General features: G+C 61.0%; 12 protein-coding genes, 1 pseudogene and 1 riboswitch. Of the genes and pseudogenes, 9 read left to right on the forward strand and 4 right to left on the reverse strand.

What is annotated here, in order from left to right:
• Nucleotides 1-345: 345 nt before the first annotated feature.
• Nucleotides 346-879 carry an IS110 family RNA-guided transposase gene (locus tag ESD82_RS00790; RefSeq protein WP_208852039.1) on the reverse strand — a complete coding sequence of 178 codons (534 nt, stop codon included), beginning with the start codon at nucleotides 877-879 and terminating at the stop codon, nucleotides 346-348.
• Nucleotides 880-890: 11 nt separating this feature from the next.
• Here ESD82_RS00790 and ESD82_RS00795 point away from each other — a divergent pair.
• The 9 genes and pseudogenes from ESD82_RS00795 (at nucleotide 891) to ESD82_RS00835 (ending at nucleotide 8,815) form a co-directional block, all read left to right on the forward strand.
• A pseudogene (locus ESD82_RS00795) lies at nucleotides 891-1,933 on the forward strand (IS5 family transposase).
• 392 nt (nucleotides 1,934-2,325) lie between these two features.
• The gene (locus ESD82_RS00800; protein WP_147428497.1) at nucleotides 2,326-4,284 is read left to right on the forward strand and encodes a methyltransferase domain-containing protein; all 1,959 of its coding nucleotides are present in this window, start codon (nucleotides 2,326-2,328) and stop codon (nucleotides 4,282-4,284) included.
• Nucleotides 4,284-4,961, forward strand: coding sequence for an AzlC family ABC transporter permease (locus ESD82_RS00805; RefSeq protein WP_147428495.1), 678 nt, complete (start codon nucleotides 4,284-4,286; stop codon nucleotides 4,959-4,961). Before ESD82_RS00800 ends, ESD82_RS00805 begins: the two co-directional genes overlap by 1 nt.
• Before the next feature lie 23 nt (nucleotides 4,962-4,984).
• Complete coding sequence (locus tag ESD82_RS22530) at nucleotides 4,985-5,275, forward strand: AzlD domain-containing protein (protein ID WP_083539366.1); 291 nt, start codon at nucleotides 4,985-4,987, stop codon at nucleotides 5,273-5,275.
• 434 nt (nucleotides 5,276-5,709) lie between these two features.
• Nucleotides 5,710-6,138 (forward strand): IS66-like element accessory protein TnpA, encoded by a 429-nt coding sequence (gene tnpA / locus ESD82_RS00815; protein WP_197029475.1) that lies wholly within the window; start codon nucleotides 5,710-5,712, stop codon nucleotides 6,136-6,138.
• On the forward strand, nucleotides 6,135-6,482 hold the full coding sequence (tnpB, locus tag ESD82_RS00820) for an IS66 family insertion sequence element accessory protein TnpB (RefSeq protein ID WP_011746417.1): 348 nt from the start codon (nucleotides 6,135-6,137) through the stop codon (nucleotides 6,480-6,482). Before tnpA ends, tnpB begins: the two co-directional genes overlap by 4 nt.
• Nucleotides 6,483-6,544: 62 nt before the next feature.
• On the forward strand, nucleotides 6,545-8,173 hold the full coding sequence (locus ESD82_RS00825; RefSeq protein ID WP_011746418.1) for an IS66-like element ISPpa5 family transposase: 1,629 nt from the start codon (nucleotides 6,545-6,547) through the stop codon (nucleotides 8,171-8,173).
• Nucleotides 8,173-8,469 (forward strand): hypothetical protein, encoded by a 297-nt coding sequence (locus ESD82_RS00830; RefSeq protein ID WP_011746419.1) that lies wholly within the window; start codon nucleotides 8,173-8,175, stop codon nucleotides 8,467-8,469. Before ESD82_RS00825 ends, ESD82_RS00830 begins: the two co-directional genes overlap by 1 nt.
• A gap of 52 nt (nucleotides 8,470-8,521) precedes the next feature.
• Entirely contained in the window at nucleotides 8,522-8,815 is a 294-nt protein-coding gene (locus tag ESD82_RS00835) for an HNH endonuclease family protein (protein ID WP_167521680.1), read from the forward strand.
• Between the two features lie 65 nt (nucleotides 8,816-8,880).
• Here the strand turns inward: ESD82_RS00835 and ESD82_RS00840 are convergent, their stop codons facing one another.
• The 3 genes from ESD82_RS00840 to ESD82_RS00850 all read right to left on the reverse strand — a co-directional run bounded on the left by ESD82_RS00840 (nucleotide 8,881) and on the right by ESD82_RS00850 (nucleotide 13,444).
• A complete protein-coding gene (locus tag ESD82_RS00840; RefSeq protein ID WP_147428491.1) occupies nucleotides 8,881-10,221 on the reverse strand; it encodes a tyrosine-type recombinase/integrase in 1,341 nt (446 codons plus the stop codon).
• A 146-nt stretch (nucleotides 10,222-10,367) separates the two neighbouring features.
• Nucleotides 10,368-10,706, reverse strand: a complete 339-nt coding sequence (gene nrdD, locus ESD82_RS00845) for an anaerobic ribonucleoside-triphosphate reductase (RefSeq protein WP_244314473.1) — start codon at nucleotides 10,704-10,706, stop codon at nucleotides 10,368-10,370.
• Between the two features lie 200 nt (nucleotides 10,707-10,906).
• Nucleotides 10,907-11,119, reverse strand: a riboswitch (cobalamin riboswitch).
• Nucleotides 11,120-11,365: 246 nt separating this feature from the next.
• Nucleotides 11,366-13,444: a TonB-dependent receptor gene (locus tag ESD82_RS00850; RefSeq protein WP_147428489.1), complete on the reverse strand. Its 2,079-nt coding sequence runs from the start codon at nucleotides 13,442-13,444 to the stop codon at nucleotides 11,366-11,368.
• Nucleotides 13,445-13,457 lie beyond the last annotated feature (13 nt).

Below are 13,457 nucleotides of genomic sequence, written 5' to 3' on the forward strand. Positions count from 1 at the left end.
TTGAATGTTTCGAAGAATAACCACGTCATTGCAGTGGCCGAGGGTGGTCGGGGCGTGTATGGATGTATATGGACCTCGCCTGATTGCAACGGTCTGGTTGGCTCTGGTTCAGAACTCGCCATTGCGGACGTATATCCGGCTTCTGTGAACGGCCCGATCCTTCGTCGCCGCGAGCCCCGATGGATTTCCGCGCGCTTCCTCCTCAATGCCCCCGTGACATCGGCCTCCGCCGTGCCGGTCCACACATCAGGTTCTGGAAGCGATGGGAGCGACTCTTTCACCATCTCCAGCCATGTTGCTGCAATGTTCCGTTAGCCTCCGTCCCGTGACGATCGCGCAGCCGGTTCAGCCAGCCGCGGCGACTTGCGCCGGTCGATAGTCTTCGTCACCTGCAAGAAGCGACCACACGACCCGGGCGTTCTTGTTCGCCAAAGCGACAGCCACGATGTTCGGATGCCGCGGTTCCCGCATACGATCAATCCACTGGCTTCTGGGATCGGTCTTGCCATGGGCTTTGCCGAGAACGGCGCGCGCGCCGTGGATCATCAAAGTGCGCAGGTATCGATCACCCCGTTTGCTGATGCCGAACAGGCGAGACTTCCCGCCACTTGATCGCTGTTTCGGAACCAGTCCGAGCCAAGCGGCAAACTGACGCCCGTTCCTGAAGCAGCTCCGGTCGCCGACCGCCGCGACCAGTGCGGTTGCAGTGACCGGCCCGATGCCCTCGACTTGCCCGATACGCTGGCATGCCTTGTCGGTTCGGAAAACAGCGCGGATCCTGCGACTGCAGGACGCGATGCGCCGATCAAGTCTGGCCAGTTCCTCATGAATTTCCCGCGCGAGGTCGCGAATCAGGTGGCTGGTATCACGGGCAATCACGGCGCGTGACAATGGCGCATATGGGTTTCTTTGATCTTTCAGACCGCTACGCAAGCCTGGATGCCAAGCGTGACCCGCTGGTCGAGATCGATGCCATCGTGCCGTGGGAGGAGTTCAGGCCGACGCTTGAAGGTGTCTGGCGCACGCCTGAGGCGGCGCGCAAATCGCGGGCTGAGCGCAAGCCGATGGACGCGGTGGTGATGTCAAGACGCTGCTTCTGGGCGCCCTCTACAACCTGTCCGACGACCAGATCGAGTATCAGGTCCGCGACCGGCTGTCCTTCATGCGGTTCCTTGGTCTGGGGCTGGAGGACCGCGTACCCGATGCCAAGACCGTCTGGCTCTATCGCGAGGGGTTGGCGCAGGCGGGCATGGTCGAGGCGCTGTTTCAGCAGTTCGACGGCTATCTGGCGCGGCAGGGCTACATCGCGCGGGGCGGCCAGATCCTGGATGCCTCCATCGTGCCGGTGCCGAAGAACCACAACACGCGGGATGAAAACCGAGCGATCAAGGCCGACGAGGAGCCCGAGGGCTGGTCCGACAAGCCGGCCAAGCGATCGCAGAAGGACGTGGATGCCCGCTGGACCAAGAAGCACGGGAAATCCCACTACGGCTACAAGAACCATGTCAACGTGGACCGCCAGCACAAGCTGGTGCGGCGTTACCATGTCAGCGATGCGGCCCTGCATGACAGCCAGGCAGTGGATCATCTGCTGATGAAGGGCAACACCGGCGCAGGGGTCTGGGCTGATCCGGCGTATCGGTCCGCAGAGATGGAGGCGAGGCTCCGCGCATCCAGGCTGAAGAGCCACGTCCACCGCAAGGGCAAGCGGGGCAAGCCACTGACCGAACAAGGCATGGCCAGCAACCGGACGAAATCCACCGTGCGTGCCCGGGTCGAGCATGTCTTCGGCGCGCAGACCAACGACATGGGCGGCACGCTGGTGCGCACCATTGGCTTGATGAGGGCGAAGGCCAAGATCGGGATGAAGAACCTCGCCTACAACATGCGTCGCCTCGTCCAGCTGCGCAGTCTGAACCCCTGCCCGGCGTGATCCGGGCGTGGACGTCAGGCCGAGAGGGCCGAAGCACGCCGTGACCGGGCGGAACGGCGGCTGATCACGCCCCCGAACATCCTGACAAGCCGTTCTCGGCAGGTTTCAGGCAGCGAGGCAGGCCTCGATCAGCGGGAAGCGGTGAAAAATCGAGGTGCCCTACAGATACCGGACAGCCTGTCCATATCCGGGGATATCCCCCGGCAGTCACGCCATAGGGATATTCTGCATCACCTGTCCGTGAAGGGGCGGAGGCGCGGGGTCGTAAGAGTTTTCTGTGCTCGTGGTCGCGGCCAGAGAAAACGTCCGACCAGACGAGATTGCTGGGGTTTCATCATACAAGATTTTCCGCCATAATGGAAAAGTGATGATGGTCGCAAGGTCGCGAGGCAATGACGTTTAATCCTTCCTTATCGAGTGCGCTCGGAAGCAAGCTTTCACAACTTCGTCGCAAACGGGGTCTGACCCTTGATGGCCTGGCCGAGCTCAGTCTGGTCAGCCGCGCAGCAATTTCAGCGCTCGAACAGGGTAATGGTAACCCACGTGTGCAAACCCTCTGGAATCTCGCTGATGCACTGGGGGTTAATTTCAGCACGTTGCTTGATGACTCCACCGACACAATTGTTTCCGATGAAGACGGAATCAGAGTTCGTCTGCTCGAACGGCAAACCTCCCCCAAGATGGTGGAAGTCTTCCTGATGGAGCTTCCTCCAGGTGGGGCTCGTTATGCGAAAGCTCATCCCAGGGATGTTCGCGAGCACATCGTCGTGCTGGCAGGAGAAATGCGGGCAGGTCCCAGCGAAGCTCCCAGCCTTCTGAGGTCGGGTCAGTCAATTTCGTTCGCAGCCGACACGCCCCATCTGTATGCCGGAGGCGAGAGCCCGTCGAGGGCTATCGTCACGGTAGTCTATCCGGAGCCGAGCTACGCATCTGGCCCTGATCGCGATCTGGCATGGCCCGGAAATGCGGGAGAATGGGATGCGGTTTCAGCCCTGCTCGCGCGCGCCGCAATCGAGGTGCAGAACGGCCTTGAAGTCAACGTGACCACGTTCGGACCGCCGGTTCCCGAGGCAAAGCGAGCGCATCGCGAGCTTGCTAAAGTCGTCGAAGGGCTTTTTCCATCACCGGTAATCCGACGGTTTGTGACCTGCGAACTTGGCCCTTCCGTTGTGTCGCTCTACCGGCCTGCCCAAATGTCGCATCTCGGCGCGTGTCCTCCCACTTTTTCGAGTAATCTTGCAAGGAGATGCTGGGGTTATGCAGAAAGCGCGCTGGAACCTGCCTCCGCTTCCCGGGTCGAGGAGTGGAGCAAGCTGTCGCTACAGCCGGGACCGATCGTTGAGACCTCATTGCTGGCCGAACTATGCACTCGTGCCGGTCGCGCAACCGTACCTTACGGGGTTGGCAGTTCGTTACATGAAAAGACTGTCAGGGCAGATGCGTCTCAAAGGCTTTTTGAAGCCCGTATCGATGTAGATGCATATGAAAGCTATGAACTGGTCCACCCTGCCTATGCACGGCAAACGCTGGCGGTTGCGGCCCAGCTGCCAGCCGAAACAGAGCAGGCCGGACCTCGGATACTCGACATAGGGACCGGCCCCGGACTGCCGTTAGCTATGTTGCTGGAATTGCGGCCTGATATTCGTGCCGTGGCCGTCGATCCGAGCGACGTTGCGTTCGGCCACCTGTCGAGGCGATTTTCTGGGAATGGCAATGTTGAGGTAATTCACGGCTCCGTCACGGAGTTAGGTGAGCCGGAAAAGCCGTTCGATTGCGCGGTTTCCATCGGAGCATCGCATCACCTCGATACGGCCGCGTTTCTGTGTTCTATCCGAGATCAATTGAAATCAGGCGCACGTTTAATCATTGCCGATGAATTGATTGCGCCTTACAACACGCTCGAGCAGCGTCAGTGCCGATTACTCAGGCATCACCTTTGGTACGTGCTGGATACGCTGGTCAGCCTGCCAAGCGATGCCGATTCCGCCGATGTACGCACGGCCGAGCGGCTAGCGACGGTTCTTCCGCTTGCGTCAGCTTTCGCCCACAAGGGTAATCACGATGCAGCAATGCGCCTGACCCGTGACGTTTATGAGGAGGTCAGCGAGTTGAAGCGGCCTGTGGTCCCTTCGACCCCTCTCGCGGTATTTTCACGTTTCCATCTGCTTGAGTTGCAGGCCCTGATTGCCGGACTGGATTACGAGGTCGAGCAGAAAACCCATCCCGGCCGTTTCATCGCGCTGGCAAATGCCTGCGGTCTGGATCTGGCACACCACCGGAGAATATATGCCACCGATGGCGACGGACATCTGGATGGTGGGACGCATCTTTTCGTATTCGAGGCCCGCTAATGTCTTCGATTTCCTCTTTTCTCAATGGTGTTCGTGCGGCGTTGCCGATAGCAGCTGCCTATGTGCCGGTGGCATTCACACTGGGCGCCGCCTCATCCCAGCTGGGATTTGCGCCCGTAGAGAGTGCGTTGTGGTCTCTGGTGATGTTCTCAGGAGCGAATCAAGCGCTTCTGCTGAGTTCTCTGGTAGCAGGGACCCCGCTTGTTCTGGTCGCCTTCTTATGTGCAATTGCCAGCTTCAGGCACATTCTCTACGGAATTGTGCTGGCGGACCGCGTACCAGAGGAATCAGCCGTCAGGTTCCTGTTCGGCTATGGACTGACAGATGAAGTATTTGCTACTGTAGTCGGCACGGATCGCGATTCATCCCGAAAACTGGCGGTTAACTGGCTTATTGGTCTGGCGCTGACCGCACTTGTAGTCTGGGTGATCGGCACAGGAGTTGGCAGTACCGTTGGCGACGCGCTTGAGGCTGCCTCACCGAAGGTCCAGGGTGCCCTGAACTTTGCTCTTCCTGCCCTGTTTCTTGCGCTTGTTTGGTCAATGGCAAGTCGCAGCACCCTGGTCCGAATGATGATGGCAAGTGCCATTGCCATTGGCTTCGTCAGCTTCGGCCACCCGCAGTTGGCGATCCCGGCTGGCGCTGTTGCGGCCCTTTTTCCGGTGCGTTCCCAATGATTATGGAATTGTGGGTCGCTATCATGGCAATCGGGGTTTGCACGGGCGCAACCCGCATCGCGCCATTGTTTTTTGCTGGACGCAGGAAGGAAAATGACGTCCGGCGTCCAGCGTGGCTGAATTCCCTGGGCCCGTGTTTGCTCGCTGCTATGGCCGTCGTGGTTATCCTGCCTGCAGTTCAGTCTTCGGTGCGAGAAGAATCGATAACGCCCACTGCCATATCCTTTGCGGTTGTGGCGGCAGTTATGATTATTCGCCGTGACCCCGGACTGGCGACAATCGGAGGGATGCTCGCATATTTCCTGCTAAGTTAGACCTATGCACCGCCGCCAGATGCACGGCACAAGTGTCACGCTGACTTGCGGATAAAATCCAGTAGCAATTTCAGTGCGCTAGCTTTCGTCTATGGGAATCGAACTCGACAAGCTGGATTAAAAGACCGACCTGATGCTCAAGCATCATGGCGGACGCGACCCTTATCGTGCTGATGCCGGCTCTGGAGTAGAGGACGCATGCGCTCTTGGCGTGTGGTGTCTGATGACGGTCAGGCCTTCCTGATGCACTGGTGTTTTCGGTGGGTGAAATCAGCGGCGCAGGTCGTTGGAGATCGGCCCGGCGCGCTGGCCAGTCCAACGGCTGATTGTGGAGGTAGCAGACGGCCTCTTCAAAGGGGGAAACCGATGGAGCAGGAATAGTAACGGCCCGATTGTTACCGCCTGCCTGAGTTTGGGCTGATGGATTAAGGCACGTGCATAGTGACGTCGTTAATGACGTGTCTTATGCGGGTGTGGGGATGCGGGGCGATATTCTTGGACTGGAGCGGCGGCGGCGGTGGAGCGACGAGGAGAAGCTCGAGATCGTTTTGTCGGTCGGCGTGGACGGGGCGACGGTGACGCAGGTTGCACAGCGGCACGATGTGACGCGGCAGCAAATCTATGCCTGGCGGCACCAACTGAAGAAGAAGGGCGTGGTTTCGGCGTCTCCGGAGACGCTGTTTCTGCCGGTTGGATTGGACCGGCCCACGGAATTGGTGATGCAGACAGCGGCCATCTGCACAGGAGCGCCTCGGCCTGCCCAGATCGAGTTGCAGTTGGCGAATGGTCGCTGCCTGCGCTTCGATCCGGCTCTGGATACCGTGACGCTGACACATGTGATCCGTGCGGTGGAAGGGGCATGATCGGGCCGGGAACCGGCGTTCGTGTCTATCTGGCCTGCGGCGTGACCGACATGAGGAAGGGAATCTCCGGGCTGGCTGCACTTGCCCAGGATGTTCTGCGCCAGAAGCCGGCCGGCGGTGCGGTTTTTGCATTCCGCGGGCGTCGCGGCGACAGGTTGAAATTGCTTCATTGGGATGGTCAGGGCTTCTGCCTGTATTACAAGGTGCTGGAGAAGGGGCGCTTTCCCTGGCCGATGCGCGGGGATGGTGCGGTTCGCCTGACCTCGGCGCAGCTGGCCATGCTGTGGGAAGGCATTGACTGGCGCAGGCCGGATTGGGGCGCGCCACCGGCCCGGGTGGGCTGATTTACCCTGCTAAAACGCCTTGTTTTTATGGCAATTTTGCCTGCCTTGTGGTAGGTGGGCGCATGTCGAATGCGGCCCAGACCCTTCCTGATGATCCGGCGCTTCTGAAGTCGCTGATCGCGGCGTTGCAGGCGGAAAACGCGAAGATCTCGGCCACGTTGCGCGCCCATGACCAGTTGATCCAGTCCCTGCGGCTGCGCATTGCCAGGCTGAAGAAGCAGGTCTTCGGCCAGTCCTCGGAAAAGATCGAGCGCGAGATCGAACAGCTGGAGCTGGCGCTCGAGGATCTCATGATCGCAGCGGCCGAAGGCCAGCCTGACGTCGTGAACGACGGCCAAAACGATGATGGGTTGGAAACGGCACCTGCCGATGAAGCTGCCGAGCGCCCATCCCGCCGACGTCCCCGGGTCTCGGACAGCACGCCGCGCGAGCGGCGGGAGCTCGACCCCGGCAGTTGCTGCCCCGATTGCGGCGGCGATTTGCGCCTGGTGGGCGAAGATGTCAGCGAGATGCTGGATCTGATCGCGGCACAATTGAAGGTTGTCCAGATCGCCCGCCTGAAAAAGTCCTGCCGCCGCTGTGAACGCATGGTGCAGATGCCGGCCCCCAGCCGGCCGATCCCCGGCAGCATGGCCGGTGCGAACCTGCTCGCCCACATCCTCGTCTCCAAGTTTGACGACCACCTTCCGCTTTATCGCCAGCATGAGATCTTCACCCGGATGGGCGCCGACATCCCGGACAGTACCTTGGTCGACTGGTGCGGTCGCGCCATGAAGGTGCTGGCACCGCTGATCGAGCGGATCGAGGTGGATGTGATGGCCAGCGACCTCCTTCATGCCGATGACACACCGATCCGGGTGCTGGATCGCGCGGGCCGCGACAAGGGGGTGGGCAAGGGTGTGAAGAAGGGCCGGATCTGGGCCTATGTCCGCGATCAGCGCCCTTGGGCAGGCGCCTCACCGCCCGGCGCGGTCTATGCCTTCGCGCCCGACTGGAAGGAAGAGCACGTCCACGGCCATCTCGCCAACACCCGCGGCATTCTCCAGGCCGATGGCTACAAGGGTTATGCCAAGCTCTATGAACCGGAACCCGACGGGAAGCCCCGCCTTCGGGAGGCCGCGTGTTGGGCTCACCTGAGGCGTGACTTCCATGATGAATGGACCAAGACCAAATCAACGATCGCCCGCGAGGCACTCGACCGTATCGGCGCGCTCTATGACATCGAGCGGGAGATCACCGGCCATCCCGCCGATATCCGCCTTGCCGCGCGCCGGAAACACAGCGTTCCGAAGGTCGAGGTCTTCTTCGCCTGGTCAGAGCAGCAGCTCTCGCGGATCCCCGGCAAGGGCGATCTGGCCAAGGCCTTTCGTTACGGGCTGAGCCGCCGGGACGCTTTCAGCCTGTTCCTTGAGGACGGCCGGGTGGCGATCGACAACAATCCTGCCGAGCGCGCGCTGCGCCCGATCGGTGTCGGGCGCCGCAACTGGCTCTTCGCCGGTGCGGATACCGGAGCCGAAACGCTGGCCCGCGCCATGACCATCGTTGAAACCGCCAAGATGAACGGCCTGGACCCCCAAGCCTATCTGGCCGACATCCTGGCCCGCATCCATGATCACAAGATCAATCGGCTCGACGATCTGTTGCCCTGGAACTGGTCGCCGCTGCCCTCCGCCCTGCACGAGGCCGCCTGATGGCAACCGTCACCCACGTCTGCACCCTCGACTACATCGCAAAGATGCTGGGCGAAGACCCCGAGCTTCTCAAAGCCATCGTCTACAACGACGACAACCTGACCTATGGCTCGATCATCAGCGTCTATACCGGCCCGGATGACACCGTCACCGCCCTGACCGATGACGGTATCGATGAACTGAAAGACATGCTCAGGGACGCGCGCATCACCACCGAAACCTGGCACGCGTTCCTCGACGACTTTGTCGATGACGCGGAACTCGTCGCCCGCATCAAGGCTCAGTCGCCGCGGTAACAATCGGCCGGTTACGAAAGGCACGCCGGTTTGCAAGGACAAAACTCGGGTGTTGGATATCGCAAACACCACCTTGGAGCATATTTATCCGCAGAAGCTCGATGCTAAGGACCGTGTCGCAGAGCTAGAACCGGTCAAGCATGCGCTCGGAAATCTGACCATCCTCGGTCCGGGCGAGAATGATGCGGCCGCGAACAAAAGCTTCCCCGACAAGCGTAAGGCGTTCGAGGAGTCCAACCTTCGCATCAACCGGCAGATCGCGAAGAATATGACCTGGACGAAAGCGGATGTCGATAAGCGCACAGGGTTGCTGGCCGAGATCGCGGAGAAGATCTTTGTACCTTAGCGGCACGTTACTCACGCCATAGTAGTGCGGGTCGCACGCTGGCGGCTGTTGGATTCAGTTAAATGCTACGCCTCGAGTGAAAGGTAAGCACGTGAGTTCGATTCCGTGAGTAGTTGCTTAATCGCATTGCGTCGCGTTTGACGATCCAGCGTGTAGGTGTTCCGCCTGAACTCGATCCCTTCGAGTAGGGCCTTCACGTATCCAGATACCATGTCCGCAGCCATGATCAGCGTGGAGTCGAGCGTGTGGACGTACTTACTCGTGACCGATCCCTTTGCATGTCCAATCAGTGCGGCGATCGTGATCTCTGTGAAGCCAAGGTCGTTCGCGATGCTCGCGAAGCTGTGCCGCAGAACGTGTGGGGTCACGTCCCAAAGCTGCGTGTCTTTGAACATCTTCCTCCAGCTCTGCGGGAAGTTCCCGACGGCGTTGTCCAACCCCTTGCCGGGAAAAACATACGTGCCCGTGCGTCGCTTCCGTTCGTTCTCGAGATACTCAACAACAGGCAGTCCCACAGGACGAACAGAGGAACCCTCCTTGCTATCGACCAGCCGTAGGCAGCTACCCTCAAGATCGACCTCGCTCCATTTGAGATTTATGATTTCTCCGCGACGGCAGCCAGTAAGCGCGATCAGCCTGAGGATATCAGCGTGTATGCGGTAGTGCTCGCTCTCCTGGGCCTCCCGAAGAATGCCGCCTAAAATCCGGTATTCTGCTTCGCTGAGCCGACGGTCGCGAACCTGATATTTCGGTTTGCGGAGACCATGCGTCGGGTTGTGCTCAATCACGCCGGCCTCGACGGCATAAGAGAAGATTCCGCCAAGCAGACCCATTGTCCGGATGGCGGTGCCGCGGCCGCCGCGGACGATGGCCTTGCCGCGAAGCTTTTCGGTTTTCATTGTTACGCGTGTCTTGCCGGCGATGATGTCCTTCATCAGATTGTTCATGTCCGGCTTGGTGATGTCCCGCACACGTCGTGTCCCCAGAAGGGGAATGATGTGTCTGCGGATACGACCAACATCGGTGGCGATGGTAGTCTCCTTCTTCGGCCTGCCACCTTTTCCGAGAATGAGGCCGGCTTCCATGTCGGCTATGTACTGCTCGCAGAGTTGCTTGATAGTGACTGCCTTGCGATCTTCTTCTCGTTCTTCTGCGGGATCCTCACCTTGAGCAACCCGGCCGAGTTGCGCTTTCGCCTCACGACGCGCGGTCTCGGGTGTCCACACGCCATGAAGGCCGATCGTGTAGCGGCGCGAGCGGCCACGAGACCGGTACTGAATCACATAGCTCCGCTTCCCTGACGCGAAGATGCGAAGGCCAAATCCTGGGAGTTCATCGTCCCATATGACGTAGTCCTTGCTGCCTATCTCGGCCGTATCGACGAGCCGCTTAGTGATCTTTGCCATGCTCCAAGTCCCTGCCGAACCCGACATTCGCGTAAGCACCACGTAAGCACTTGGCGGCAAATTCGGGCGTATTCTCGGATAGGGACTTCGGAGACATGATCCTGAAAATCAATGCATCTCAGATAGTTATCGTGTTCCGGCGTGCCCTATCGCGCAATTCGGATAGGGCAATGAACCAGCTCGGTCAGCAAGGTGCGCAGCGACCAGCCGGCGCAGTAGCCGGCCAGCATGTCGAGGTCGTGGATATGCAGGTCGCCCCGGCGATGCGCCTCGCCCACGGCGGGCGGATAGACATGCGACAGCCAGTAATTGGCCACCACCTTGCCCGAGACGTTCAGGATCAGCCCGCCGAGCGAATAGTCCTGATTGGCATTGGCATTCACTCGCCAATCGGCGCGGTCCAGGTATTCGTTGACCGACGAGGCGACATCGACGGCGACATCCCTTGCCGGCGCGATGGGCGGGGGCGTAAGCGGCGCCGGCATCAACGCGCCCTCCCTTGCCTGCGGCTTGCTGCCGCCCTTGCGGTGCTGCGGACGGCGGCGCCGGCCTCGGCAGGTCTGGTGGTGAAGGATGGCCGCATCTGTTCCCCGTGCTGCTGTGGGCGGGGCAGGCCAGGACGCATGGAGCCCTGCGGCGACAAGGCCGCATTGCCAGGCGCACCGCCGGGACACCCCGCCCGTGGTTCATCGTCATCGTCACGGCAGGTCTCCTGGCTCGCAGGTCGCGGCCCTTGCCGGCCTTCCCAATGCCGTGCGGCACCAGTGGCGTGATCCGGCGCAGGCTCGCTGCTTACAGTTGCGGGGGCAGCGCCGGCCTTGCTCCGAAAGGCGCACCGGCTTCCCTCTTCGCTTTCGGGCCGGATCGACCCGAAAGAACCGTGATGCCTACATATAGGGATTAAGGCGCCGTATCCGTCAAGATGTTGTATTGACCTGCGACACTTTGTCCAAGAGAGGAAGTCAGACCGCTCACAACAACGGGTGCAGCGGACCTGAAGCAGGCCGATACGGTTTTGTACATGCAAATTTTCTGCTTGTGGTAGAGCGTCGTACAATTCGGAACCGGCCAGTCCAGGCCCGATGGATCAGCAGGCTCTTAGAGAAGATGAATGCCCCGATCCTTGTCGGGGCATTCGTTCGCATCAGAAGGTCATCTTCAGGCCGATACCCAGCTCGCGTGGCTCGACCACGGTGGCCTCGAAGCCGCCGATCGAGCGGCTGGCCCGCAGATAGGTCACCGAGCGGTCGTCGAACAGGTTGTTGACATAGGCGAAGGCCTGCAGGTTCTCGCGCGGTTGCCAGGTCAGCCGGGCATTGGCCACGGTATAGGAATCGACCCAGGTGTCGCGGTCCTCGTTGTCGTCGGAATAATAGCCGTCGGTATGGCGCAGCTGGCCGCTGAGCCGCCATTCCGGGGTGATGTCCCAATCGGCCGCCAGCGAAAGCGTATAGTCCGGGGACCGGCCGAAGCGATGGCCCTGGTAATCCGCCGCCGCGCTGGTGAAGCGGCTGATCTCGGTATGCAACAGGCCCAGCCCCGCCTTGACCCGCAGATTGTCGCGCAGCAGATAGTCCATCCCCAGTTCCAGGCCATAGGACTTGGCGCGCTCGGCATTGACGGTGATCGAACTGCCGATGTTCTCGGGCAGGCTGGTCACGACATAGCGCTGCGCATCATGGAGCTGGGTGTAGAACAGGTTGCCGGTCAGTTCCAGCCGGTCGTCGAGCAACCGGGTGCGGCCGAAGATCTCGTAGTTCCACGAGGTCTCGGCGTCGAAGGGCACGTATTCCCCGCTGGTCAGGTTCAGCGTCACCCCGCCTGGGTTGTAACCCTTGCTGATCATGGCGCCGATGCGGGTCGATGCGTCCAGGTCATAGGCCAGCGCGATCCTGGGCAGCCAGGCGTCGAAGCTTTCGTCGTAATCCAGCACGTTCGGGGTAAAGCTCGACACGCCGCGCCGGGTGATGTCGTCGCGCTGATAGCGCAGCCCGCCGGTCAGGCTCCAGCGGTCGGCAAGGCGCCAGGTGGTTTCGGCGAATATCCCCAGGCTGTCCTTGCGGTCGTCATAGGTGGTGGTGCCGCGGTAATCCAGAAGCTCGTCCGAATCGGTGCGCGAGACGAACAGTCCCGCTACGCCGCTGAACTGGTCTTCGGGCGTCCCGAAGGTTACGCGCGTCTCGTTCGAGGTCACGTCCTGATCCAGGATCGCTGTGCCCGCGCTGACCGGCTCGGTCGAGCGTTTGACCCAGATGTCGGAATATTGCAGCTGGTTGAACAACGTCCAGCCATTGCCGAATTCATAGCTGACATCAAGGATGGTGGTGTTCGTGCGCAGCCGCCAGCTGGGATTCGAGGCGGTGGCGCTTTCCAGATCCTCATAGGGCTCGGTCGCGGCTTCCCAGTTCGGCCGGTTGGTCAGGCTGTGCGAGAAGGTCAGCTTGCCCTCGAGCCCCGGGATCTCCTGCGGCTGCCACAGCAGCTTGGCGCGGATGGTGCGGGATTCATGGTCCTGGTCGGTCGAGCCGACGGCGAAATCCGGGTTGGTATAGTCGATGTAATTGTCGCGCGCCCAGTAGTCGACGGCGATGCGCCCGGCCAGATCCTCGGACAAGGGCCCCGAGGCCATCAGGCTGGCGCGGCGGCGGTTGTGGCTGCCATATTCCAGCTGCGCGGCGCCCTCGGGCTGGAAAGTCGGATCCTTGGTCTTGACGATGATCGCCCCGGCGATCGAGTTCGCGCCTTGGGTCGCGGTCTGCGGGCCGCGAAAGACCTCGATCGACTCGACGTCCCAAAGCGCCTGGCTGCCCCAGACGATCTCGTTATAGCCCAGGTAATGCCCGTCCAGATTGAAGGCCAGCCGCGGGGCCGTGCCGCCGAAGAAGGCCACCGCGCCGGAATTCGGACCCTCGCTGTCCTGCCCGCGGATGGTGGGGGCGCCGCCTTGGCCGCCCGAGGCGACATAGGTCACGTTGGCGATGCCCGTCGCCGCATCGGCGGTGCTGTCCTGCCCGCCGCTCTCCTCAAGGTCGCGCGTGGTCAGGACGGCCACCGAAGAGGCGGTATCCTTGATGCTGCGCGCCTGCTTTTCGCCGGTCAGGACGATTTCGTCCAGCCGCACCGCCTCGGCCATGCCCTGATTGTCCTGAGCCAGCGCGGGGGCCGTGGCCAATGCCAGCATGGCGACCGTGCCAAGCAGCACCGGGATTTTATGTCCATTCATCTCCAAACCCTAT

The sequence above is a fragment of the Paracoccus pantotrophus genome, from assembly GCF_008824185.1.
Taxonomy (GTDB): domain Bacteria; phylum Pseudomonadota; class Alphaproteobacteria; order Rhodobacterales; family Rhodobacteraceae; genus Paracoccus; species Paracoccus pantotrophus.

What these genes read in the sequence shown, in the direction of transcription:
- ESD82_RS22530 (WP_083539366.1), top strand. Translation starts at nt 4,985, where the DNA reads ATGGCAATCGGGGTTTGCACGGGCGCAACCCGCATCGCGCCATTGTTT.
- ESD82_RS00800 (WP_147428497.1), top strand. Translation starts at nt 2,326, where the DNA reads ATGACGTTTAATCCTTCCTTATCGAGTGCGCTCGGAAGCAAGCTTTCA.
- ESD82_RS00850 (WP_147428489.1), bottom strand. Translation starts at nt 13,444, where the DNA reads ATGAATGGACATAAAATCCCGGTGCTGCTTGGCACGGTCGCCATGCTG.
- nrdD (WP_244314473.1), bottom strand. Translation starts at nt 10,706, where the DNA reads ATGCCGGCGCCGCTTACGCCCCCGCCCATCGCGCCGGCAAGGGATGTC.
- ESD82_RS00840 (WP_147428491.1), bottom strand. Translation starts at nt 10,221, where the DNA reads ATGGCAAAGATCACTAAGCGGCTCGTCGATACGGCCGAGATAGGCAGC.
- ESD82_RS00805 (WP_147428495.1), top strand. Translation starts at nt 4,284, where the DNA reads ATGTCTTCGATTTCCTCTTTTCTCAATGGTGTTCGTGCGGCGTTGCCG.
- ESD82_RS00825 (WP_011746418.1), top strand. Translation starts at nt 6,545, where the DNA reads ATGTCGAATGCGGCCCAGACCCTTCCTGATGATCCGGCGCTTCTGAAG.
- tnpB (WP_011746417.1), top strand. Translation starts at nt 6,135, where the DNA reads ATGATCGGGCCGGGAACCGGCGTTCGTGTCTATCTGGCCTGCGGCGTG.
- ESD82_RS00830 (WP_011746419.1), top strand. Translation starts at nt 8,173, where the DNA reads ATGGCAACCGTCACCCACGTCTGCACCCTCGACTACATCGCAAAGATG.